This is a genomic window from Corallibacter sp., from assembly GCF_048381695.1.
GTDB lineage: Bacteria > Bacteroidota > Bacteroidia > Flavobacteriales > Flavobacteriaceae > Corallibacter > Corallibacter vietnamensis.
On record NZ_JBLXHI010000001.1, the window covers coordinates 104,133 to 128,121 of the forward strand.

Sequence of the window (23,989 nt, forward strand, 5' to 3'; positions counted from 1 at the left end):
ACACAAAGGGAGAGGTATCCCTTTCGCTGATGTTAGTGGGGGTGTTTAGCCAGGGTAGTTTGAGCTTGAACTATTGAAATGAGAAAAAAATTTTAAAAAAATTTTATATCATAGTTAATCTCATTAGATTTATACTCTCCCTTATAACTAATTAGTAGCTTAAATTTTATCAAAAAGCTATTCTATGCAATTAACCAAAACCAACTTCATTCAGTACTTAAACTGTCCTGAATCCTTATGGCTTTTAAAGAACAAAGAAGATGATTATCCAAATGGCGAATTTTCACTTTTTTTGGAGAAGCTAATTAAAGAAGGATATGAAGTTGAATCTTATGCGCAAAAGCTATTTTCAGATGGTATAAAACTACCAAGTTTTACTACACCAGAACAAACATCTTTTGCCTTAAAAGACAACAACACTCATTATTTCCAACCTTCATTTCAAACTGAAAAAGGTGCTTTTGCCGTTATAGACATTTTAGAAAAGAAAAATGATGGTACTTGGCACATTTATGAGGTTAAGTCCTCCTCTTCAATCAAAACAGACAGTAAGCATAATCATATAAAAGATGCTTGTTTTCAAAAGTATGTTATGACAGAGTGTGGTTACAACATATCACAGGTTTCCATTATTCACTTAAATAAAGAATATGTTAAACAAGGAGATATTGAACCAACAGATTTATTGAAAATTGTGGATATTACAAATGAAGTAAATACCATATACTCTGTAACTGTTAATGAAATAAATGCTGCTTTAAATTTTATAAAAAAGGATATTGAACTAAACCAGTGTTCATGTATTGAAAAAACAAGAAGTAACCATTGTGATGCCTTTAAATATTTTAATCCTCAAGTTGGAAAGCATAGTATTTATGAACTTAATAGAATAAGTGTCAAGAAAATTGAAGAGTTGAGAGAATTGGGAGTGCTACAAATTAAAGATATTCCTAACAATTTTAAGTTAAGTGAAAAGCAACAACTACAAGTCTTGTCTAATATAAATGAAGAGCCAATTATTGATAAGTCAGAAATTCAAAAAACTTTAAATAAGCTCAAGTTTCCTTTGCATTTTATAGATTATGAAACTTATCCAACTGCTGTGCCTAAATTAGATGGGATGAGTCCACATCAACATATTACTTTCCAAGTATCTATTCATACCTTGTATGCTGATGGTGAATTAAAACACTTTGAACATCTGGCTGAAAACATGGAGTTACCAGAAAAACTTTTGGAGTTTATGGAACAATCAACTGGTAAAACTGGTACTTTCATTTCTTGGTACTCACCATTTGAAAACACCAGAAATAAAGAGATGATGCAGCAGTTTCCTAAATATAAATCCTATTTGGAATACATTAACCAAAATATGTTTGATTTAGAAACTATTTTTCACACCCTTTATGTGGATTATAGATTCCTTGGAAGGACCTCAATTAAAAATGTTTTGCCTATTTTAGAGCCACAGTTATCCTACACCAATTTAGAAATCCAAAATGGTACTATGGCATTGGATACTTGGGGCAGATTAATGTTAAACCCAAGTGAGTTTAATGATGTAGAAACTGTAAAAAAAGACCTGTTAGAGTATTGTAAATTAGATACTTTGGCTATGGTTAAAATTTATAAAAAACTAATCAACTTATGAGCAATTTTCAAGAAACCCTTGAAGAATTTTTTGTTGAAAATTTAGACTACGAATTTATAGGACAAGAGCTTCCTACACCAGAATTAGATGGTAATGAAAATATATTGAATTACTCCAAGGAATATCATGGCAATGGTCTTGATATAATTGTTGTGGAGTGTTCTGATAGAATTGTTGAATTTCAGAAAAAACTAATTAAATCTGAAAAAACACATTTCCCAAATGCTCACTTCCTCTTTGTGTCCAATAATGGGAAAGTATTTGACCTTTATAACAATGCTACTTCAAAAAAACTAAAGAAAATAACCTATGATGAAATAGGTAGAAATACCAGGCTTTTTAAAGAAAAGTTACAGCTTTTTGAGGTAAGTAATGCTTCTGATAGTACAGAGCTTCAAATCAATGCTGAAAAAGCATTTGATACCAGTGATAAAATCACCAAGAAGTTTTTTGACAAGTTCAAAAAAATACACACTAAACTTCAAAAAGCTATTGGTGGTATTGATGATGAAAAAGATAAATCTTGGTATGCCTCTGTGATGATGAACCGTATAATGTTTATTTACTTCTTACAGAAACATTATGTGATTCAAGATAACTCTGATTTTCTATTGCAAAAGTTTGATGAAGTAAATGCTAATGGGAAAGATTACTACAAAGAATTTCTTTTACCATTGTTCTTTTATGGTTTTGCGAGAAGAGATGGACATCCTGAAAAAGAAAAATTTGTTGCCCAATATGGTTCAATTAGATACCTAAATGGTGGCTTATTTTACCCTCATCATTTAGAGAAAAAATATACTATTGCCAACCCTAAAAAAGAACTCTATAATGAACCTGCATTACAAACCAAAATTAGTATTGATGCTAAACTGATTAGGGAAATACTTGAGTTCTTAAATGGCTATACTTGGTATTTGGACAATAGACCAATGAAAGAGGATACAGATATAAACCCAGATGTATTGGGCTATATCTTTGAGAAATATATTAACCAAAAAGAACTTGGTGCTTACTATACCAAAGAGGACATCACAGAGTATATTTCTAAAAATACTATTATTCCTTTCATTTTTGATAAAATGAATGAAAACGGTTTTAAAGCACCAGACCCTAACCCTCTTATTACCAGTAATGAAGATGTTATTGGTGCAATAGGTGACTACATTGATAGTATTGATGACTTTAATGAAGTCAAATTTCTTTACAAAGATGTGTTGTTAGAGCTTTCTGTATTAGACCCATCTGTTGGTTCTGGGGCTTTTCTATTTGCAGCTCTAAATATTCTTTTACCTATATATCAAAAAACAGTTTTTAAACTTAAAGAATTTGATAAAACAAAAAATGATAGCTGGTTAGATACCACTTTAAATACTATTAAGAAACATCCTGAAGAATATTTTTTAACCAAACAAATAATACTTAATAACCTCTATGGAGTAGATATTGTAGAAGAGGCTACTGAAATATGTAAACTACGCTTATTCTTGCAATTAGCTTCTCACCTCCCAGACATAAAAAGTATTGAACCTTTACCAGATATAGATTTTAATATTTATGCAGGTAACTCTTTAGTTGGTGGTTTAAGTTGGGATGACATTGAATATAATTACAAATCTCTGTTTAATAAAGATGGTGAAGCTATTGACCCTAAAGTGTTAAAAGAAAAAATTGAACAACTTACAGACTTAAAACAACAATATAGGTCAGTACAACAAGATGATGATAACGAAGAAGAGCTAAATAAATTAAAAGACAGTATATCGTTTTTAGATACCCATGTTAACAATGAAATTGATTTAGATATAGATAATCCATTTCATTGGTTTATAGATTTTAACAGTATTATAAACAAAGGCGGGTTTGATGTCATTATTGGTAACCCTCCTTATGTTGAATATTCAAAAGTAAAAAAAACAGCGAATTATGAGGTTGTTGGATATGCAACGATAAAAAGTGCTAATCTTTATGCTTATTTTAACGAAAGGTCAATAAAACTGTTAAACAAGACAAATGGTAGATTAGGTTTTATTGAACCTATTTCATTAATATGTACAAAAAGAATGCTTCCTGCACAAAATAATTTACTTAATAATTCAGAATCATTATGGATTAGTTGCTTTGCAGAGAGACCTTCAAAATTGTTTACTGGGGCAGACTTATCTCTTGTAATTATTTTGAATAAAATAGGAAATCATAAAAATCTTTATAGTACAAGGTATTTAAAATGGAGTTCAGAAAACAGAGAAGAATTATTCGACAGCATTAACTACATTGAAGTATCCTCGTTGAAAAAGGAGTATTCTATACCAAAAATAAGCACCGTATATGCCCTAAATATTTTAGAAAAAATTAATAAACAAAGGAATCAAATTTCTAATTATACAGTTAATAACTCTAAATTCTATTTGGTTTACAGGAATGCAGGGGGTAGATACTATAAAATTATTTTACCCTTTGAACCAAAATTTTACATAAACGGTGAGGAAAAGACTTCAAGTACATACAAAAAAATTTATTTTAAAGACGAAAAGACAAGGGATGCTATCTGTGCTTTAATGAATAGCACTTTGTTTTTTTGGTATTGGATTGTTTATTCAGATACCTGGCATATGGTCAACAATGACATACTGCCATTCTCAATTGATTTGAATCAGAACTTAATAGATAAACTTGGTATGCTTCATAAGGAATTATTAATGGATTTCGATAGTCATGCAGAAGAAATTGAAGAATTTAGGAACAAGGGCAAAGATTTAATAAAGTATAAAAAATTCTATGCGAGAAACTCAAAAAAAGTTATTGATAAGATTGATTATTTACTCGGAAATCATTTCAATTTAACTAGTCAAGAGACTGAATTCATCATAAACTATGATATTGAATATAGAGACACAAAAGAATGAGTAGTATAATAGATAACAAAAAAGATAACTTACTTGTAACTAAAGTAAATACCTATTTAGATAAAACGGTATTTAGTTCTATGGCTGTTGGGTATTTTTATTTAAGTGGTTTTGAAGCCATAAGAGAAAAACTACATAAAGTACAGCACCTCAAGTTAGTTATTGGTAGTAGAACTAATACCGAAACTGTTGAGGAAATGGTTAAAGGTCATAGTTCTAATGAATATATCCAAACCAAACTAAAACAAGACAGGTTAAAAAATAAAACTCAAAAGGAGGATGCTAAAAACATAACTCAATACGAGTATGCTAAAGACTTAACTTTTATGGAGCAGAATGAGGATAACCAGGTTGGTCTTTCTGCTTTATGGGAACTCATTAGAGACAACCGAATTGAAATTAGAGTTTATACCAAAGGTTTTTTACATAGTAAGGCTTACATTTTTGAAGATGATGGATTAGGTGATGGAATAGCTATTGTTGGAAGTTCAAATTTATCTATCAGTGGTTTAGCTAACAATACAGAACTAAATGTTGAACTTTCTCATAAACAAGACATACAAGATGTAAAAAAATGGTTTGAGGACATTTGGGAAAACTCTGAACCCTTTAGTGAAGAACTTATGGATATGGTTGAAAATTCATGGGTTCAAAAACAAGCCACACCATTTGAGGTTTACATAAAAACACTTTATAATCTCATAAAAGAAAGGGTTCAAATAAAAGAGCATCACATTAACGAGAAAAGTGCTTTTAATTTCAACACCTTATTCCCTTTCCAAAAAGATGCAGTTAATATGGCATTGAACAAATTGGAAAATGAAAATACATCTCAAAATGGTGTTTTTATTTCAGATGTAGTTGGTCTTGGTAAGTCCTACATAGCTCTTGCTATTATTACTTGGTACTGGTCTCAAAAAAGAAAAAACACTCTTGTAGTATGTCCAGCATCTCTAAAACCTATGTGGTTGGATTATAAAGAACAGTATCAATTAAACTGCCATATATTATCATCAAGTGAATTATTTTATAAAAATGAAGAGGATAAGTTTAATGGATATAACTTAAATGATGAACCTGTTTATGATGGTTATGAAGTTGTAATTATTGATGAAGCTCATAACTTTAGAAACCAAGACACTCAAAAGTATAAGATATTAGCACCATACCTAAATGGTAAAAAAGTAGTATTATTAACAGCTACACCTCAAAATAAGAGTGTTTGGGATATTTATAATCAGATAAAATTGTTTCATCAGAGTGATGTTACAGATTTAAATATTGCACCAAATAATCTAAAAACTTATTTTGAAACTTATGAGAGCAGTCCTCAAAAGATAGCTGAACTACTTCAAAATTTTGTAATTAGAAGAACACGAAATGATATTAAGAACAATCCTAAATATGCATCTTTGGACATCTCATTTCCTAAAAGAGTTCTTGAAACCATAGAGTACCAAATAGATGAAAGTTATACTGTAAATGGCACAACAAGTATCTATACAAACTTAATAGACAAACTATTTCAAGAGAACAGAAGTGAAAGGTATCAATACTCTATTTATGCACTTACAAGTTTCTTGAAACAGGGCAGAATGTCTGAAAGGATGTATCAAGGACTCTCTCACTTTGGAGATTTAGTTAGAGGCTTATTAAAAATGTTGCTGTTTAAAAGGTTGGAGAGTTCTGCCATATCCTTTTTAGCATCATTAAACAGAATGATAAAACGTAATGAATATATTCTACAATCAATAGAAGAAAGAGGGTTAGTAATTACAGGTAAAGCAGACCATTTAGAACTATTTTTAAATTTTGATGAAGATACAGATACCAACAGATTAAGAGTTAATGAGTATCCTATTGAAGATTTTAGAAAAGATGATTTAGTTGCAGCAATTATATACGATATAAGTATTCTGAAAGAGGTTCAAGAATTAATCAAACCAATAGTTAATAATCAAGTACAAGATTCTAAATTCAATCAATTTATAAAAACAGTTGTAGAACCAAATAAAGCTGAAAAAATTCTGGTTTTTTCTGAATTCACTGAAACTGTTGAGTATTTGTATAAGAGAACCAAAGAGTTATTTCCAAGTATTGAAATTGAAAGGATTTCTTCCTCCAAAACTAAAGCTGAAGATAAAAGCAATTTGGTAAGGCGTTTTTCACCAATATCACAAACTAATAATTTAGGTTTAAATCCAGGTGAAAAGGAAATACAAATACTCTTCACATCTGATGTATTAAGTGAAGGACAGAATTTACAAGATGCACATATAGTAGTGAATTATGATTTCCATTGGAATCCTGTAAGACTTATTCAAAGAATTGGTAGAATTGATAGAATTGGCAGTAATGCAGATGAGATTAAAGTTTATAATTTCTTACCAGATGATAATATTGAACAAGAGTTAGATTTAAGAGGTAGAGTAAATAGAAGAATTAATGAAATTCATCAAATTTTTGGTTCTGATAGTCATATACTATCAGATGAAGAGCAATTAAATGAGGAAAGTGTATTCTCCATTTATTCGGACATGAGCGAAGATGTTCTTGATGCTGATGGTGGTATATCAACCATTTTTGATGAAGCTGAAAAAGTTCTAAATCAATTGGAGCTTGATGACCCCAAAGAATATAATAGAATTATCAATCTTGAAGATGGTATTAGAACAGCACAAAGCTCTGATAATAAAGGAACTTTTGCATTCTTAAAAACAGGAAATCTTAATAGGCTATATTTTCATGATGGTAAGGAAGGAGTTGAAGCCATTGGTGAAATTCTTAAACTGATTAAAGTAGATTCAAACAAATTAGAAGCTGTAAATTTTGCTATTGAAAACCACACCAAAAACTTAAAGCCCATCTACAAAAAGTTTAAGGATGAAATCAAGAAAAGGCAACTTCATTTTAGTGCTGCCAATATAACCAATGAACAAAAACATTTTCAAAAACGTTTAAGAGACACTTACACCTTATTCAATGTAACAAATGAAGAATTAAAACCAAAGATTGATAGGCTTAACCGAATATTTCAAAAAGAAATCCCTGATTATGCCAAAACAGAATTAAGAGCATTAAAAAAACAGAAACTATCTGATGAGTTAATGCTTGAAGCTCTTGAACAATTAGTTTCTAAAAATCAAATTGAAAACTTTCAAAAACAAGCAGTTGAAATGGACACACAATCCATTAAAACAATTTGTAGCGAGAGTTTTATATAAAACAAGCATCAGAAAAAACAGTGAAAACTCTTAAATAATTGAAGTATGTATAGAAGACATTACGTGATTTATTTTGATGAAGATAATAATTTAATTCATACAACACCTAGACAATGGGCAATGGCAAATCAGGGATTGTTTCCAAATTATAGTTTTTTATATAATAATATCCCTGTAACAGAAACAATTAATAATTATTTAATTCAGCATGGATTTCAAAGAATCGAAAGTGAAACAAGAGTAATATTAATTAATTACTAGAACAAAATACAAACAATCTAAAATTCAATCAGATGGATATATCACCAGACAAACAAAACATAGATAGAGTTTTTTCAAACACTACATACTATATAGATTTTTATCAAAGGCAATATAAATGGAATGAAGTTCCTGTAAAAAGGTTATTAGATGATGTTTTTTATAGATTTAATGAGGAATACAAAAAAAACAAAGATTCAGATATTCCTATTGATAAAAATATTGACAAATATTCGTGGTATTATTTAAACACTTATGTTACCAATTTAGTAGAAGGAAAATTGTTTGTCGTAGATGGTCAACAAAGATTAACAACACTTACTTTAATACTGATTAAATTAAAACATTTAGCTGAACATTTTAATTCTGATTTAATTGATTGGATAAAAAGTAAGATTATGGGGCAATCAGGATTTCAAAAAGAGTTCTGGATGAATCATACAGCTCATATTAGTACACTTCAAGACTTATTTGATGGTAAGGAATTGAATAGTATTAATACTGACTCTGGCATAACAGCACAAAATATGGTGAAAAATTATGCAGAAATATCAAAAACACTAAATACGCTTACAGACAAAAACACCTTCGAAACCTTTGTTTTTTACTTTTTGAGAAGACTCGTACTTATAAATCTTGATGTCAAACAAACAGATGTTCCTATGGTTTTTGAGGTAATTAATGATAGAGGTGTTAAGTTAAAACCATATGAAATTCTCAAAGGAAAATTGTTAGGTCAAATTGATAAAGATGAATTAGTAAGTTTGAATTTTAATGAGATTTGGGACACACAAGTAAAACTTATTAATGATTATAAAGACGACGAAATTGATGAATTTTTCACATACTATTTAAAGGGTAAGTTATCTGACACAAGGGGTGTAGCTCAGAAATTTGACAAAGATTATCATAGAGTTATGTTTGAAGAAGAATATGATAAAACCCTTCAATTAAATCATAACCCTAAAGGTGTAAAGAAATTTCTGCTAAATGATTTTGTATATTTCACGAATCTATATGCTAAGGTCTACAAATATTATCAAAACTTTCATGAGAATCAACCTTTTGTGTTTTACAATAATTTAACTCAAATGAATACTCAATTTTTATTGATATTATCTGCTTGTGAGTTAAACGATAAACATGAAGAAGAAAAAATATTTTCCATTAGTAAAAATTTGGACAAAATGTTTTGTCTGCTACAGCTACAAAGAAGTTATAATAGCAATTCATTTGCTACTGATATTTATAAGATTAGTGCCGACTTGAGAAATAAATCTTTAGAAGAAATTGATTCTATTTTTAGCAAATATTTACTTCAACAACTCTCTGATGCTAGAGGGGTACAAGTAGAAAAGGAACTCAACTATGGCTTGTTCAAAGACACAGGAATTGACTTAGATAAAAGGTTTAAAAGGTATTTCTACGCAAGAATTGAAAAATTTATTGCAACAAATACAAAAATGGAAATGAAACAAACCTTTTACAATTTAGTTCAAAATACAGGTTCAGTAAATGGTTTTCATATTGAACATATACTTTCCCATAATGATGAGAATAAAGCTCTTTTTAATAATGATGAAGAGTTATTTGAAAGAGAGAGAAATAGACTTGGTGGGCTATTAATATTAAAAGGATTAGACAATATATCTAGTAATAATGAAACTTTTAAAAAGAAGCTAAAGTCATATGCTAATACATTATATTGGAATGAAACCTTGAGGGCAGATGCTTATAAATCAAAGTTAGACTTTACTAAAATGATTAATGAGTATAAATTGAATTTTAAACCTTATGAACAATTTGGGGCTGAAGAATTAGAAGAGAGACACAGATTGCTTTTTGACATTGTTAAGATTATATGGAATTAAAAATATAATTTCACCTTAATAATTGAAATAATAGCAATTAGACAAAATTCTATTGGCTTTTAAAACTGTCCTTATTTAAAATAAGGACTTTAAGGTTCTAAAATATTGGACGATGAAGATTTAGAAAACAAGATTTTTTTAGTAGAAAAAGCTATCAAAGTTTTAGCATTAAAGAGATAACTCATCAATTAAAAAACTCAAAATTATGGAAGAACAAATTGAAAAACTAAACTTTCTAATTCAAACAAGTAAAGAAAGAATTGATAGATTATTTACAGATAAATATAATTTAGAATCAAAAGCAGGAGTATTAATAGGGTTTGGTGCTATTTTTTTCACTTTCAAAATAGCTTTAGTTGGTACGAATCAAAAACTTTGGTTCATTCCTCTTTTAGCCTTTTTGATAGGAATGGTACTTATAATAATTGTCATTTGGCCTAATAAACTTGGAGTTGGTTCAAAAGAATCCAATTATGATGAATTATTTGAACAGAGTAGAGTTAAGATGTTATCTAAAATATTAAGTGATAATAGAGCCACAATAATTAAAAACACAAGAACATTAAAGAAAATTAAACTTTACTATGGTTTGTCTGTTATTTTTATAATTATTTCAATACTTTTATCATTCATTCTTAATGGAATAGACCAAAACCACAACGATAACGAAAAACAAAAAAACATGATATTCAACTACTATTGTTCTGATTCTCCTAATGAAGATGAAGAAAACCAAAAAACAGAAACCCCTAAAATTGATATTAGTCCATCATCTGAAAATGATATAGATATTCAGAGTGATGATGAATCAGATAAAAAGTAAAAAAAAGCAGGATTAAAAAATTAATCCTGCTTTTTATATTAATTAATATAGTTCTATTTATTCACCTCCAATAATAGTATTTATCTCATCATCGACTTCATCACTATTATTTACTTTTAGGGTATCAACAAACTGTTCCATGTTTTCGTTTATTACATTTCTTGATTCTTCCATTTCTAAAAATGTAACACTCACTACCTCACTATTATGAAATAGTTTATCTAAAGAATTCGTAATTAGTGCCATAGTTTTAAGTTTATTAATGTGCAAATATAGTTGTTTATTTTAAATTATTCTCGTATAAGTTAAAACTTTTAAGTTTCTCTTTTATTGTATCCACTTTAGGTTTAATAACAAAAGGTAAGGAATTATCATTTATTCTAAGAATTAATCTATCAGTATATAAAGCAAATAATACAATATTATCAAAATTATCGCTTGAGGTACTTGTTGAATCTAAAACTATATAACCTAGACCTTTATTTTGTTTATATAATTCACTAGATGAAATTTCAGCTACATATATAAATTTAGGCATAATATAATCAACTATTGCTTCTCTATAGCTTTCAGGCAATGCTTCATCATTCATAATTTCTCTCTTAAATGACCTTGAAGATGTTAAAAAAAGTCTTAAAATTATTTTGTCAGGGCCTTGTCTATAGCCATATATTTCGTTTTCGAGTAATTCATAAACTAACTGCCTAGCTCTAACTATATCTAAATATATTTTAGGATACAGAGGGACAATACAACCATGTATTTTGGCATCATTCATTTTCTTAGAATAAGAACATGGTTTATCTAGAGTACTCTTTTGATATGGTGGCTGATTATCATCTATAACAATAAACTTCTTTGTAGTAATATCTAAACTGTCAGAAACACTGATTTTAGCTTCTTTATATTTATGATTTATTGAAATCTCATAAGGCTTATTACAATAGTCAATTTTATTTGAATCTAACTTTTCATGACCAATCATTAATACAGCATGGAAATCATTGTTTGACTCTCTTCTTACAATTGTAAGAACAGGAATACCAGATTCTACATAATCGTTTATAATATAAGGTAACTTATTTTTAAACTTATTAATGCTATAATATTTTGAACCAAATCCAAATTTTCTTAGAGTATATCCTATTTGTCTTGGTGATAAACCTTTTGATGGAACTTGTCTTTCATAAGAAACCTTTTTTAAAACGCTTAGTATTGTAGATGGCAACACCTGCCTATAATAACTATACTTGCCTCCGAAGTATTCCATGAGACTCCAAATAGATGTTTCTGAGCAGGTATGTACTTTACCATCTTGTGCAGAATGAGGAAATCCCTCTGTGGTTAGACTTACACCTTTTATTAAAGAGCTACTTTTCAGCTTAGTAATTATACAATTTGGGTATATTAGCGCTTTGGGGTTTATAAAACTTCTACCAACTCTTTTTCTGTCAGTAGGTCTCAGCACAAAAAATCCTAAATAAACATTTTCCTCTTGTATTTTTTCTCTAGACTCTTTTTTAGTAAAATCATCTAAAGTTAAATCATAATCATATATAGATATTCTTATACAGTTTTTGTTTATAGTTCTATTCAAGGTTGAATAGTAAGAATAATAAGCATCCCTATATAATTTATCTGTGTAAGGGTATTCAATTAAAAGTTTTAAGTCAGGTCTTAAATGATTTAAATAAGATTGTAATGAGTCAATATATCTCGATTGACTCTCATCAAATCCAACAATATTATATCTACTAATAAACTCATCCAATATTGTTTTCTCTGGAACATATGATTTGGTACTTTCTTTGTATTCCTTTTTTAGTTGTTTAACAGTAGCTATGTCATAAACTGCATATTTCAAACTACCTTTATCAGTCGAGTTGTTTCTATCAGAATTACTGGAAGCAGAGTTATTATTTTTCAAAAATGATTCTATTTAATTGGTTGAAAGATAATTAAATATATTAAAAGAACCTAGATGAAATATAAAACCCTCATACAAAATATATAAGGGTTTTTTTCAACTCAATTCAAAAACCAAGAATACTTGGAATCCCCATTGAGAGTTTGTGCCAATCCATTTGTAAAATCAAAGGCATTGACATTTCTATCCAGAAAAGAATCTATATAAGAACCCTTATTAGCTGATGTAAAAAGGTTGAAAACATTCCACAAGTTGATGTTCCCATTTTCATCTCTACAAAAGCTCTTATCCTCATAATAATCCTTTGCAATTGAGTTTAATTGTCTATCTGCAAAGTCCATTTGAGGTAATTCCTTTCTTTGGTCTTTAGGCAAATAATTGTACAATCTTGTTTTCCCAATAAGTTGAGCAAATTGATGTTCTGTCAAACTCTGTTGAGTCAGTTCACGCATTGCCTTGATATGGGTTTCTGCTTCATAGCCTTGTATGGTTTCAAGAATTTTGGTTTGTAATTCTTCATAACCACCTACTCTCATTTCTGAAGCAAAACCATCAGAAGAAATACACAAATTGCAACAAACCATATTCTGAAATCCTATAAAGAATTTGAACTTTTCATAAGTCCTCTTACTGTATAGGTTCTCATGGTTATAACTCCTTACTCCACCTACCATCAGGGAAAGAGTATTACCATTAATAGTTTCTGTGATTGATGGTATCCTGATAACAAATGCCATTCTCTCAAAATATTGGGTTTTCTCATGCTCCAATAATTCATTAGCTGATTTGTGTATGGCATCACTTGTCCTACCCTTAATCTGATGACTTACTCTTATTTCAGGTTTGTTTATTTGCTGATGGTCAAAGACACTCTCAACACATTCCTGGGCAATCTCAATAAACTCTTGGTGGGCTATGGTTCTTTCATTGTCCTTGGCAAACACAGGAATAATACATTCATCCTTTAAACAATTAAGGCTAACCTCTTTTGTGTTAGCCTCTATAAATGGATTGATTTTCTGCTTATTTTTTGCTGATGGTACTTCCAGAATTGAGGAAGATTGTTTTATACCATCAGAAGGAGGAAGTATGCTACTCTCCTGACTGTGGTGTACTTTTACTAATTCCATTTGAACTAAAATTTTCTGGTTTAACTAAATTCTCTAATTGTTGTTTCTTACTCTGATATTGAGCATTCAAAGGCTGTTGAAATTGTGGAAACTCTTTATAAAGTTTCATCAATTCACTTATGGACAAACACTCATTAATGCGTTTTAAGACATCTTCTTGTGAACTTGGAGCATTACACCATTCCAAGATTCTTTTGCCTGTGGCTGTGCTTATCATAAACTCTGGTTTGCCATTGAATAAGTTTGTTCTGTCCTTACTGGCTGTTGCAAAATGTTTGCTGTCAATATCAAAAACCAATGTGAACTCATATTCTACTCCATCTCTCTGTACTGCTTTCAATCCAACCTTTTCAGGAACATATTTGCCATTCTTTTGATTTAGAACATAATCCTGTTTTGTTCTCATGGTTGCAATAAAATGAGCTGGTGATTGAAGAATCTTATCTACAAATGCTTTTTGCCTTGGTGTCACCTTATTCCAATTTGTAAAACTGTTACCTGGCAACTTACTATGGAAGTCCAACAATTCATCCCAACAGTGGGAAATGCTGTCAATTATTATACATTCCATTCCTGCTTCAAGACATATATTTATTGCCTGAATGTACTTCTCTGGTGTATATGGTGGTTGCATATTAAGTACACTATAATTACCCAAATGGGCATAGAGGTCTGAACTGCCATTCTCTGTATCTATGACAGCTACTTTGGAAAGATTGTCATTAGTCAATCCTTTAGCAAGTAGTAAAGCACTCATAGTCTTTCCTGAACCTGCTGAACCTTGTAAAGCCATTTTAATCTTGGCTTGTTTTCTTTCTGATTTTCTTAATTTCATAATGAATACGTTTTAAGGTTTTTCTTAATTATTTTAAATATGGGTATTAAAAAAGCCTCTACTTTGAGGCTTTATCTTTATGCTACTGCTAAATGAGGTCTTGGTTCTTCAAGTAGTTTGTCTACTGCACTATCAATAATATCATCTTCAAAATCCTTGAGATAAGACTGGGTAATTTTAACATCAGTATGCCCTAAAAGCTCGCTTATAATATCAGTTGATATTCCTGCATATTTCAAGTTAGTAGCAAAACTATGTCTTGCTGTATATGATGTAACTTTCATAGGTATCTCAAGAAGATTTCCCATTTCTGATAGTCTTTTATTATATCTCCTTAACACCTTATTTTTTCTGTTTTCTATTTGTTGAGGAGTCATCTTGTTTTTTAATAAAATTGGAAACACATAATCAGTTGGTCTGTTTTGGCTCTTATAGTACTCTAAAATTTCCTTTACAGGCTCAATAATTTTTATTGAAAAATTACCTTTTGTTTTTGACCTTTTATAATGGATTCTGTCATTGCTTATGTTGCTCCATTTTAAAAACATCATGTCATAAAAGTTCATTCCCCTTGTATAATAACTGAACATAAAATAGTTCTTGGCATTTACTAAATGAGGATAATTAGAAACATTTAATTCTTCAATTTTCTTAACCTGTTCTCTGGTTAGTGCTTTTTTTACATTCCCACTTTTAAATTTTGAAACCTTATACTTTTTAAAAGGATAGTATTTCTCATCAACAATTCCATTCTCAATAGCTTTGTTAAATAAGGCTCTTAATTCTCTCATTCTAACACCTAAACCACCATCTGTATAACCTCTTCTTCTTAAATAGGTTTCAAACTTATTCAAGAAATAAGGTGTAATATCCTTGAACTCTAAATCTGATTTTTTATAGTACTTTGAAAGTGTTCTTAAAGTATCTTTACTAACTCTTGCACTACCAGTCCTACCTGTGAGCATCTTATCTTCAATTTGCTCTTTCCAGAAATCAAATACTTTAGTATTGCTTGATGATTTTCCTCTAAACTTTTGCTCAAATTGTTTTAAGCTATAATCAACATCATCTATTCTGTAATCATCAATTATCTTTAAAGCCCTGTCTTCAAGTTTTAACAACAACCTGTTTCTTTGAATATGGTTTTTATGGTTCTTTTTAAAACAACTGTTTTCACTATCCCATTCATTTAACTCACATTCCAATCCAAGTGAAATAATCTTTACTTTTCTATCCTTGATTATTTTAAGAATTACAGGATAAAGTCCTTGTTTGTTTTCTTTGTTTCTTAATAATATTTTGACGCTTGACATTTGTTTCTGGTTTTTCGCAACCTTTTCCTTACTTTTATAATTATATATATAATAGTCAGGAAAAGGTTGTTCAGTTATTAATAAAGTTTGAGAATTCCTTAATCAGAGAGTTTTTAATATTTACATTTATGCTATCTAACTCATATTTTTTGACTAGTTCCAAGAATTTCTTTTTATTACGGTATCTTTTATATTTATTTAATGACTTCCAATAACCATAGGCTCTATACTCTAACATTAATTCTTTTTCTTTTAAATCAGGAATTAGGACAATCTTGGACTTATCTATTATTATAAGCTCATTAAATTTTTTAATGTAACCATCAAACAATACTCTTAATACTTCTTCATTAAATAGTTCAGAAATGTTTAGGGGATTTGAAAGTTTAAACTGGTTTTTATCTTCAATATTCCAAATGATTTTCATTTTCCCTCTTTTATTTTTAGAACTTGATTTACTGGTACATGTTGATAATTCAATAGAATATTCATCATATTTAAATTCTATAAAATCCTTCTTTTTGCCAGGTAACTTATTCAAATTGTAATAACTAAAGTTGTGTAATATCAAATGAGTGTTGAGGAATGTTCTTACATCCATTTTTAAATCAACCCAAAAACCTATTTTAAGCTTTGTTATATTAGTATCTAAAGGTTTAAACATATTTGAAAGCTGTATACTTAAACTATCTTTAAACTTTGAATAAGTCATATTTCTACATGCTTTAATGAATTTAGAATTATAACTATTGTGAATTTCTTTATAATTTGCCATGAAAAAGCCCTTGTATTTGTCTATCTCAATATAAAACCCATTTTCTTTGGCTCTAATTGGATAAATCATTCTATTTGTCTTTTTATCCGTAAAATATTCAGGGTTGAAATCCTCATGGTTTAAAACCCAAAATTCAAACATTCCTTTTCTATGATAACATGACCTCGAATAATCTATCATAGCCTATACTTTTTGAGATAGATAATTGTCTATACTTGCTTCAAGCTCGTCAACAGTATCAACTTTGCTGTCAACAATCCATGATTCAAGTTCACTTCTTCTGAAGTAAATCATTTTGCCACCAGGCACATAAAAAGGAATCTCCTTTTTACTTGTAAGTTTGTATAAACTACTTTTTGATTGCCCTAAATAAAGAGCAGCCTCTTCAAGTGTGAAAAATTCTTTTTCTAATAAGTTTTGCTTTGTAAGTAAAGCTATTATCTCCTTTAATTGCTTCTGGATAAATTCCATAATTTCAAATGAATTATGGATATGCGCATATCCTTGTTAATATTGAAACAAAGAAATGGGCAATATAGCCTTACATACTTTTACTATACCTTGACTGTATGGTAAAGCTATTTTTTAAAGTGAAGAAATTATGGTGTCTATCCTCTCTTTTTGAGCAGGATTATTAGATATAGTCGCTTTGGATTGTTTTAAATTTTTTAATTCTTTACCACTATTATCTCTGAAAGTAAATAGAACATATTTATTAAGGTCATTAATAATACTTGGGCTTAAATGTTTCTCATTAATAAGCTCATTTATAAAGTAAAATAATGATGATTTAGAGATGCTTTTACTTTTTCCAACAACTAACCAATGGATTCCTTCCACTACTTCATTACCTGTAAATGCATTAAAAAATTCTTCTTTTGTCGAATTTATTAAGGAAGGAGGTTCTATTAATAAGTTGTATAATTTTTCTATTTTTTCCTGTTGGTCTTTTTCATTTTCAGCCAATAATGTAAATGATGGTGTAAAGCCATAAAATTTTACTTCGGCTGAATACCTGTTAACAGTGTCTTTTATTTGGGCTAAATACTTTTCTAAAAAAGAAAACTCTTTAATTGTTTTAAAAGATTCTATATGCCTAATCTTAATTCTTAAAAAATCTGCATAGGCTTTTACTTCTTTTTTGTCAGAAAATCGTTTTTGAAGCTCTTGTTCTATTAAGTTAATGGTATTTTGAATTTCAGCATTGAGCTTACTTTTAATAGAACCTTCAAACGTAAAGGTTAAGTATTCAGAATCAATTTCATCTTTATGATGAATATTTAAGACTTTAACGCTATGAGTGTTTTTATCAACTTCATCTATATTGTTGAAGTATAGCTCTTCTGTTATATTTATATAAAATTCTTTGAGGTCTTTTTCTATTTGCTTTTCAAAATACCATTCTAAAAAAGCAAATGGATTTTCTGCTGTACTTTTCATATATCAAACATAAGAAAATCTAAAATGTTTAACCTATGTTTAACCTGAAAGCACAAAAAAAGCCCTACATTTCTGTAAGGCTTGATTTTACTGGTGGTCCCACCTGGGCTCGAACCAGGGACTTTCTGATTATGAGTCAGATACTCTAACCAACTGAGTTATAGGACCCGAAATTGGAGTGCAATATTACTACTTATTTTAAAACCTTACAAGTAATTTATTCAATTATCTCTTGACAAAGTTCAATAAGTACTCCGTTTGTTGATTTTGGATGCAAAAATGCAACCAATTTATTATCTGCTCCTCTTTTAGGTTCGGTATTTAAAACAACAAAACCTTCTTCTTTAAGGCGCGCTATTTCTAACTGAATATCAGCAACATCAAAAGCGATATGATGAATACCTTCTCCTTTTTTTTCTATAAATTTTGCTATTGGACTGTTGGGATTTGTTGCCTCAAGGAGTTCTATTTTATTTTCTCCTACTTGAAAAAAAGATGTTTTAACGCCTTCACTAACAACGTCTTCTATTTTATAATGTGGTTTTCCAAATAATTTAGAAAACAATGTATTTGATGTTTCTAGGCTTTTTACCGCAATTCCTATGTGTTCAATTTTTTTCATCAATCTTTATTTGTAAATTAAGGTACTAATTTTAATATCAAAAGTAAGATAATCTTTAAATATCCGTTATTTTTGCATATTGAAAAACACTTTATTGTTTTTACAAAACTTAAAAAAACAACCGCGTGGAAGAAAGTCAAAGACAAAAAAAGATAGGATCTGTACTACAACGAGATTTAGTTGAAGTACTTCAAAATGCAGCGACACAAGGTGGTATGCAAGGTATTTTAATATCAGTTTCTAAAGTTAAGGTTACTGTAGATTTATCTGTAGCAAAAGTATATTTAAGTATTTTTCCTAATGACAAAGGTCAAGAGTTAATTAAAGGTATTCGGTCTAATGCGCCATTAATTAGACATGAACTAGCACAACGTACAAGACATCAATTAAGACGTATGCCGCAGCTGGAGTTTTTTATTGATGACTCTTTAGAATATATTGATAAAATTGAGCAATCCTTAAAAGGGAAAGATAACCCGCTTAATGATCCTAACCTATTAGACAAACGTAAAAAGTCCTAATTGAACTTTTCTTTTTATATAGCAAAAAGATACCTGCGCTCTAAAAGCACAAATAACGCTATTAATTTTATTACTGTTATTGCTGCTATTGGAGTTGTTTTAGGTGCTATGTCATTGTTTATAGTACTTTCTGGGTTCTCTGGGCTTAAAGATTTTACCCTTCAATTTACATCTATTATTGATCCTGACTTAAAGGCTGAACCTGCAACTGGAAAAACATTTATAGTAACAAACGAAACATTATCACAGTTAGATAGTTTACAAAGTATTGCATCATACTCAAAAGTTATTGAAGAGCGTGTTTTTGTTTCTTTTGAAGGAAAAAACTATCCTAATGCATATATAAAGGGTGTTGATGAAAATTATAATGTTGTAAATAAAATAGACGATGTTATATCATTAGGTAGCTGGCTTTCTCAAGGCACTAATCAAATAGTTTCTGGTTGGGGTATATCAAACAATCTGTCGTTTAGCGTTTTAGATTATGGTAAAACTGTAAACCTATATGTCATAAAACCAGGAAAAGGTCAGATTACTTCATTAGATCAAATTTATAATTCTTTTAATGCTGCTAATATTGGTGTTTTTGATGTTAACGAAACAATTAATGACAAATACATTTATGCACCTATAGCAATGGCTAAAGCGCTTTTAAGCTATGAAGACAATCAATTATCTAGCATAGAATTTAAACTAAAAGATGGTGTTACCGAGGATAAAGCAAGACAAGAGCTACATACTATATTTGGAGATACTATAGTTTTAAAAAACAAAGCACAATTAAACGACGCGCTTTATAAAATGCTTAATACAGAAAACCTTGCGGTTTATCTTATTTTTACCTTGGTTTTAATTATTGCGCTTTTTAACGTTATTGGGTCTATAATTATGATGATTTTAGATAAGAAAAAAACCTTAAACACCTTATATAATCTAGGAGCAACTATAAAAGATATTCGTAGAATTTTCTTTTTTCAAGGAAGTTTAATGGCTATTTTAGGTGGTATTGTTGGATTAATTATTGGGTATATTATTATATTTCTTCAACAACAATTTTCATTAATTATGCTTACAGCATCACTACCTTACCCAGTAACTTTAAGGTTTGATAATGCTATAATTGTTTTTGTAACAATTTCTGTTTTGGGCGTTATTGCTGCAAAAATTGCATCGGTAAGAATTACAAAACCACTAGTATCTGTTTAAGCAAACTGATAGTCTGAAAAAACATCTAAAACCTCATCAAAAGCAGCAAAGACATCTTTTGACTCGTCACTAGTTACCATTTTCATTCTATACTCTTTAAAATTTGGAATTCCCTTAAAGTAATTTGTATAATGACGTCTGGTTTCAAAAACACCTAGCTTCTCACCTTTCCAATCTATAGACATTTGTAAATGCCTTCTCGCGGCTTCTACACGCTCTTGAAGAGAAATAGGAGGTAAATGTTCTCCGGTGTTAAAAAAGTGCTTTACTTGTTTAAAAAACCAAGGATTTCCTATAGTGGCACGCCCTATCATACATCCATCTAGACCGTAATCATCTCGCATTTCCATAGCGCGTTCTGGTGAGTCTACATCACCATTACCAAATACCGGAATATGCATTCTAGGGTTGTTTTTTACTTGCGCAATAGGTTTCCAATCTGCATTGCCTTTGTACATTTGAGCACGTGTACGGCCATGAATAGATATAGCTTTTATACCTACGTCTTGTAAGCGTTCTGCAACTTCTACTATTCTTATAGAATCATGATCCCATCCTAAACGTGTTTTTACCGTAATAGGAATATTGGTTCGCTTAACCATTTCGGCTGTTAAGCTTTCCATTAGGCAAACATCTTTTAGTATTCCTGCTCCAGCACCTTTACTTACTACCTTTTTTACAGGGCATCCAAAATTAATATCTATAATATCAGGGTTAGATTTTTCAACAATATCTATTGTTTTTAGCATGCTGTCTAAATTGGCTCCGAATATTTGAATACCAACAGGACGCTCTTTTTCGTAAATATCGAGTTTCATGGTGCTTTTTGCTGCATCACGAATTAAGCCTTCACTTGAAATAAATTCGGTATAAACCACATCAGCTCCTTGTTCTTTACAAAGCGCTCTAAATGGAGGATCACTAACGTCTTCCATTGGTGCTAAAAGTAATGGAAAGTCTGGAAGTTCTATGTTGCCTATTTTAATCACAATAATTTTTATTTGAGGCAAAATTAATCAATAATCTTTTTATGTGATTATTTATGCTAATCTAAATCTTTTATTCTATCTACTTCTTGTATAGATTTATGGCGCTCATTGGTTTGAAGTTTAATATTTCCAAATTTATACCTAAAGCCTAATTTTATATAGCGCGTATCTTGGTCTGTATTGTAGTGGCTATACTGATTGTCATATTGTGTAGATGTTTTAAAATCGGCTTTGTTTAGAGCATCGCTAATACTTAAAGATAAAACACCTCTACTATTAAATACTGATTTGGTAACTGATAAGTCTGAAAGAAAACGGTCTTCTACCACTGAAAAGCCATATAAATAAGATGACAGATATGTTATTGCAGCGTTTACAGATAGACTTTTATCCTTTAAAAAAGAAAAGGTATTGTTTAAAACACTATAATTTGACCACTCGTCTAAAGTTACTAACTCTTGTCCGAATTGGGTTTGGTCTTGAATGTTATAAAATGAGGTTACTGCATATAAAAACCAGGAAGGTGTTACGTTAAAATATGTTACAAAATCAAAACCGTATTCTCTGGTTTCGTTAATATTAATTGGCGAATAGGTAATCTGATTTGTGGCGTTATTCTGCCTTGCCAATTGATAAATATTACCTTGACTTCGTTTGTAATAAGCTTCAAAGGTAAAATACTCTGTAATGTTTGTTCCAAACGTATAATGGTCAGTAAAAACAGGTTTTAAGTTTGGATTCCCTACTACAAATGTATTATCATTTAGGAAAAACGTAAATGGGTTTAAGTCTTTAAAATCAGGTCTTGTTATGCTTCGTTTGTAGTTTGTATAAACACTAAAATTATCTGATGCTTGAAATTTAAGGCTAACTGTTGGAAACCACTCAAAGTAACTTTGGGTGTTTGTTTGGTTTGTAGTAAGAGATTCGCCTTCAATGTCAGTTTGTTCAACTCTTAAGCCTGCATTTAGGCTCCACTTTGTCCAATCTTTATTAAAATTAGCATAAGCAGCAAAAACAGATTCGTCATAGTTAAATGCGTTAGAATATGTGTAGTTGAAGACTGTTTGATTTGTATTAAAATCAAAATCATTTTTTTCTATATCACTCTCGGTTTTAACATTTGAAAATTTAACTCCTAAATCAAGAGATCCCGAGTTTTTAAGCGGTAAGTTATAATCTATTTGAGAGGTGAAAATATTTGTTCTTTGATTAGCATCAGTATCAAAGGCTGTTGGGTTGATAAAAACATTATTTTGGTCGTAATACTGACTTAAAGCTTCTTGTGTTCTATCATACTTGTACGTTGTAAAATGACCATTGTAATATAAGCTTCCAGAGCCTTCATTAAAGGTATGAGTATATCCTAAATCAAAATCTAGATTGTGTTTTTTATCCTTAAATGTTGATTGGGTATCAAATCGAGATAAAAAGAGATTGTTTTCATCATAAATATTTGTGTTGTTGTTAACGTTGTATTTAAAATAAGGTGTTAACAATATATTTGATGAAACATTCATTTTATTTTTTTCATTAAAAAACACATCAATATTAAAGTTTACATTATGCGTTTTTGTCCAAGTGTTTCTTTTTATGTTTGATTGCCAAGCCTCGTCTATTTCATTGTTTTGGTCAAGGTAAAATACCGTATCGTCATTTTCTCTATTAATCTTATTGTGCGTATAGCTATAGTTGGCAAAAACATTTATTTTATCTGTTTTAAAATACTGATTTAAGCCTCCATTATACCTAGGAAACACACCTTGAGTATAATTACCATAAACACTACCTCTATAACCTGTAGCTAGGTTTTTAGTCATTTTAATATTTAAAACAGCACCACTTTCTGCATCATAGTTTGCAGGTGGATTGGTGATTACTTCAATAGATTGAATAGTATTTGCTGGTGAACTTTCTAAAAGTTGAAGAAGCTCGCTAGAGGTTAATTGTGCTTTTCTATCATTTATATAAACTGTAGGAACAGTGTTTTTTATCAAAATTTTTCCGTCAAAGACTAAAACTCCTGGTGTGCTTTTTACTACATCTAATAAACTACCTTCTGATAATGCTGTTTCTGCAACATTAAATACTAATCGATCTGCTTCTTTTTTTACCGTGGGCTTTTTAGCTGTTATACTAACTTCGCTTAAGGTTTCGGAATTTTCTTGAAGTACAATAGTCCCTAAATCAATATGTTTTGTAAGTTCTGTTAGTGATTTTGTATAGTCATTATAACCTATAAAAGTAATTTTTAGCTTATAATCTCCTTCTTCTATATTATCAATGATAAAGTAACCTTGGTCATTTGTTGAAGCTCCACTTACAACCGTAGAATCAGATTCAGATAATAACACTGCATTTGCAAAAGAAACAGGGATGTTTTCTTCAGTTTTTACAGTACCTGATATTGATATTTCCTGGCAAACACCAACCATAGGTATTGCGGCTAAAAGAAAACAAAAAATACTGATATTAAATTTCATAAAACGATTAAG

At 29.8% G+C, this 23,989-nt stretch carries 19 protein-coding genes and 1 tRNA gene; 8 read left to right on the top strand and 12 right to left on the bottom strand.

The window, feature by feature from the left end; translation table 11 throughout:
• Positions 1 to 184: 184 nt before the first annotated feature.
• The 6 genes from ACN5J3_RS00505 to ACN5J3_RS00530 all read left to right on the top strand — a co-directional run bounded on the left by ACN5J3_RS00505 (position 185) and on the right by ACN5J3_RS00530 (position 10,736).
• Positions 185 to 1,651 carry a DUF2779 domain-containing protein gene (locus ACN5J3_RS00505; RefSeq protein ID WP_418510388.1) on the top strand — a complete coding sequence of 489 codons (1,467 nt, stop codon included), beginning with the start codon at positions 185 to 187 and terminating at the stop codon, positions 1,649 to 1,651.
• Positions 1,648 to 4,557: an Eco57I restriction-modification methylase domain-containing protein gene (locus ACN5J3_RS00510; protein ID WP_418510389.1), complete on the top strand. Its 2,910-nt coding sequence runs from the start codon at positions 1,648 to 1,650 to the stop codon at positions 4,555 to 4,557. Before ACN5J3_RS00505 ends, ACN5J3_RS00510 begins: the two co-directional genes overlap by 4 nt.
• Positions 4,554 to 7,781, top strand: coding sequence for a helicase-related protein (locus ACN5J3_RS00515; RefSeq protein WP_418510390.1), 3,228 nt, complete (start codon positions 4,554 to 4,556; stop codon positions 7,779 to 7,781). Before ACN5J3_RS00510 ends, ACN5J3_RS00515 begins: the two co-directional genes overlap by 4 nt.
• Positions 7,782 to 7,826: 45 nt before the next feature.
• The gene (locus tag ACN5J3_RS00520; protein WP_418510391.1) at positions 7,827 to 8,042 is read left to right on the top strand and encodes a hypothetical protein; all 216 of its coding nucleotides are present in this window, start codon (positions 7,827 to 7,829) and stop codon (positions 8,040 to 8,042) included.
• Between the two features lie 32 nt (positions 8,043 to 8,074).
• Positions 8,075 to 9,913: a DUF262 domain-containing protein gene (locus ACN5J3_RS00525; protein ID WP_418510392.1), complete on the top strand. Its 1,839-nt coding sequence runs from the start codon at positions 8,075 to 8,077 to the stop codon at positions 9,911 to 9,913.
• 205 nt (positions 9,914 to 10,118) lie between these two features.
• Positions 10,119 to 10,736, top strand: coding sequence for a hypothetical protein (locus ACN5J3_RS00530; RefSeq protein ID WP_418510393.1), 618 nt, complete (start codon positions 10,119 to 10,121; stop codon positions 10,734 to 10,736).
• A 57-nt stretch (positions 10,737 to 10,793) separates the two neighbouring features.
• Here ACN5J3_RS00530 and ACN5J3_RS00535 read toward each other — a convergent pair whose 3' ends face one another.
• The 10 genes from ACN5J3_RS00535 to mce form a co-directional block, all read right to left on the bottom strand.
• The gene (locus ACN5J3_RS00535; protein ID WP_418510394.1) at positions 10,794 to 10,982 is read right to left on the bottom strand and encodes a hypothetical protein; all 189 of its coding nucleotides are present in this window, start codon (positions 10,980 to 10,982) and stop codon (positions 10,794 to 10,796) included.
• Positions 10,983 to 11,016: 34 nt separating this feature from the next.
• Complete coding sequence (locus tag ACN5J3_RS00540) at positions 11,017 to 12,663, bottom strand: hypothetical protein (RefSeq protein ID WP_418510395.1); 1,647 nt, start codon at positions 12,661 to 12,663, stop codon at positions 11,017 to 11,019.
• Positions 12,664 to 12,764: 101 nt separating this feature from the next.
• Positions 12,765 to 13,793 carry a DUF3871 family protein gene (locus ACN5J3_RS00545; RefSeq protein ID WP_418510396.1) on the bottom strand — a complete coding sequence of 343 codons (1,029 nt, stop codon included), beginning with the start codon at positions 13,791 to 13,793 and terminating at the stop codon, positions 12,765 to 12,767.
• A complete protein-coding gene (locus ACN5J3_RS00550; RefSeq protein WP_418510397.1) occupies positions 13,756 to 14,628 on the bottom strand; it encodes an AAA family ATPase in 873 nt (290 codons plus the stop codon). Before ACN5J3_RS00550 ends, ACN5J3_RS00545 begins: the two co-directional genes overlap by 38 nt.
• A gap of 77 nt (positions 14,629 to 14,705) precedes the next feature.
• Positions 14,706 to 15,941, bottom strand: a complete 1,236-nt coding sequence (locus ACN5J3_RS00555) for a phage integrase SAM-like domain-containing protein (RefSeq protein ID WP_418510398.1) — start codon at positions 15,939 to 15,941, stop codon at positions 14,706 to 14,708.
• Positions 15,942 to 16,011: 70 nt separating this feature from the next.
• A complete protein-coding gene (locus tag ACN5J3_RS00560) occupies positions 16,012 to 16,896 on the bottom strand; it encodes a hypothetical protein (RefSeq protein ID WP_418510399.1) in 885 nt (294 codons plus the stop codon).
• Positions 16,897 to 16,899: 3 nt separating this feature from the next.
• Positions 16,900 to 17,187: a helix-turn-helix transcriptional regulator gene (locus ACN5J3_RS00565; protein ID WP_418510400.1), complete on the bottom strand. Its 288-nt coding sequence runs from the start codon at positions 17,185 to 17,187 to the stop codon at positions 16,900 to 16,902.
• A 114-nt stretch (positions 17,188 to 17,301) separates the two neighbouring features.
• Complete coding sequence (locus ACN5J3_RS00570; protein ID WP_418510401.1) at positions 17,302 to 18,156, bottom strand: hypothetical protein; 855 nt, start codon at positions 18,154 to 18,156, stop codon at positions 17,302 to 17,304.
• A 91-nt stretch (positions 18,157 to 18,247) separates the two neighbouring features.
• Positions 18,248 to 18,324, bottom strand: a tRNA-Ile gene (locus ACN5J3_RS00575).
• Between the two features lie 49 nt (positions 18,325 to 18,373).
• The gene (gene mce / locus ACN5J3_RS00580) at positions 18,374 to 18,778 is read right to left on the bottom strand and encodes a methylmalonyl-CoA epimerase (RefSeq protein WP_418510402.1); all 405 of its coding nucleotides are present in this window, start codon (positions 18,776 to 18,778) and stop codon (positions 18,374 to 18,376) included.
• 125 nt (positions 18,779 to 18,903) lie between these two features.
• Between mce and rbfA the strand changes: the two genes are divergently transcribed.
• A complete protein-coding gene (gene rbfA, locus ACN5J3_RS00585) occupies positions 18,904 to 19,299 on the top strand; it encodes a 30S ribosome-binding factor RbfA (RefSeq protein WP_344726910.1) in 396 nt (131 codons plus the stop codon).
• Positions 19,300 to 20,505: an ABC transporter permease gene (locus ACN5J3_RS00590; protein WP_418510403.1), complete on the top strand. Its 1,206-nt coding sequence runs from the start codon at positions 19,300 to 19,302 to the stop codon at positions 20,503 to 20,505.
• Here ACN5J3_RS00590 and dusB read toward each other — a convergent pair.
• The gene (dusB, locus tag ACN5J3_RS00595) at positions 20,502 to 21,494 is read right to left on the bottom strand and encodes a tRNA dihydrouridine synthase DusB (protein ID WP_344726914.1); all 993 of its coding nucleotides are present in this window, start codon (positions 21,492 to 21,494) and stop codon (positions 20,502 to 20,504) included. The two genes, ACN5J3_RS00590 and dusB, sit on opposite strands and share 4 nt — an antisense overlap.
• A gap of 56 nt (positions 21,495 to 21,550) precedes the next feature.
• Positions 21,551 to 23,977, bottom strand: coding sequence for a TonB-dependent receptor domain-containing protein (locus ACN5J3_RS00600; RefSeq protein ID WP_418510404.1), 2,427 nt, complete (start codon positions 23,975 to 23,977; stop codon positions 21,551 to 21,553).
• Between the last annotated feature and the right edge of the window lie 12 nt (positions 23,978 to 23,989).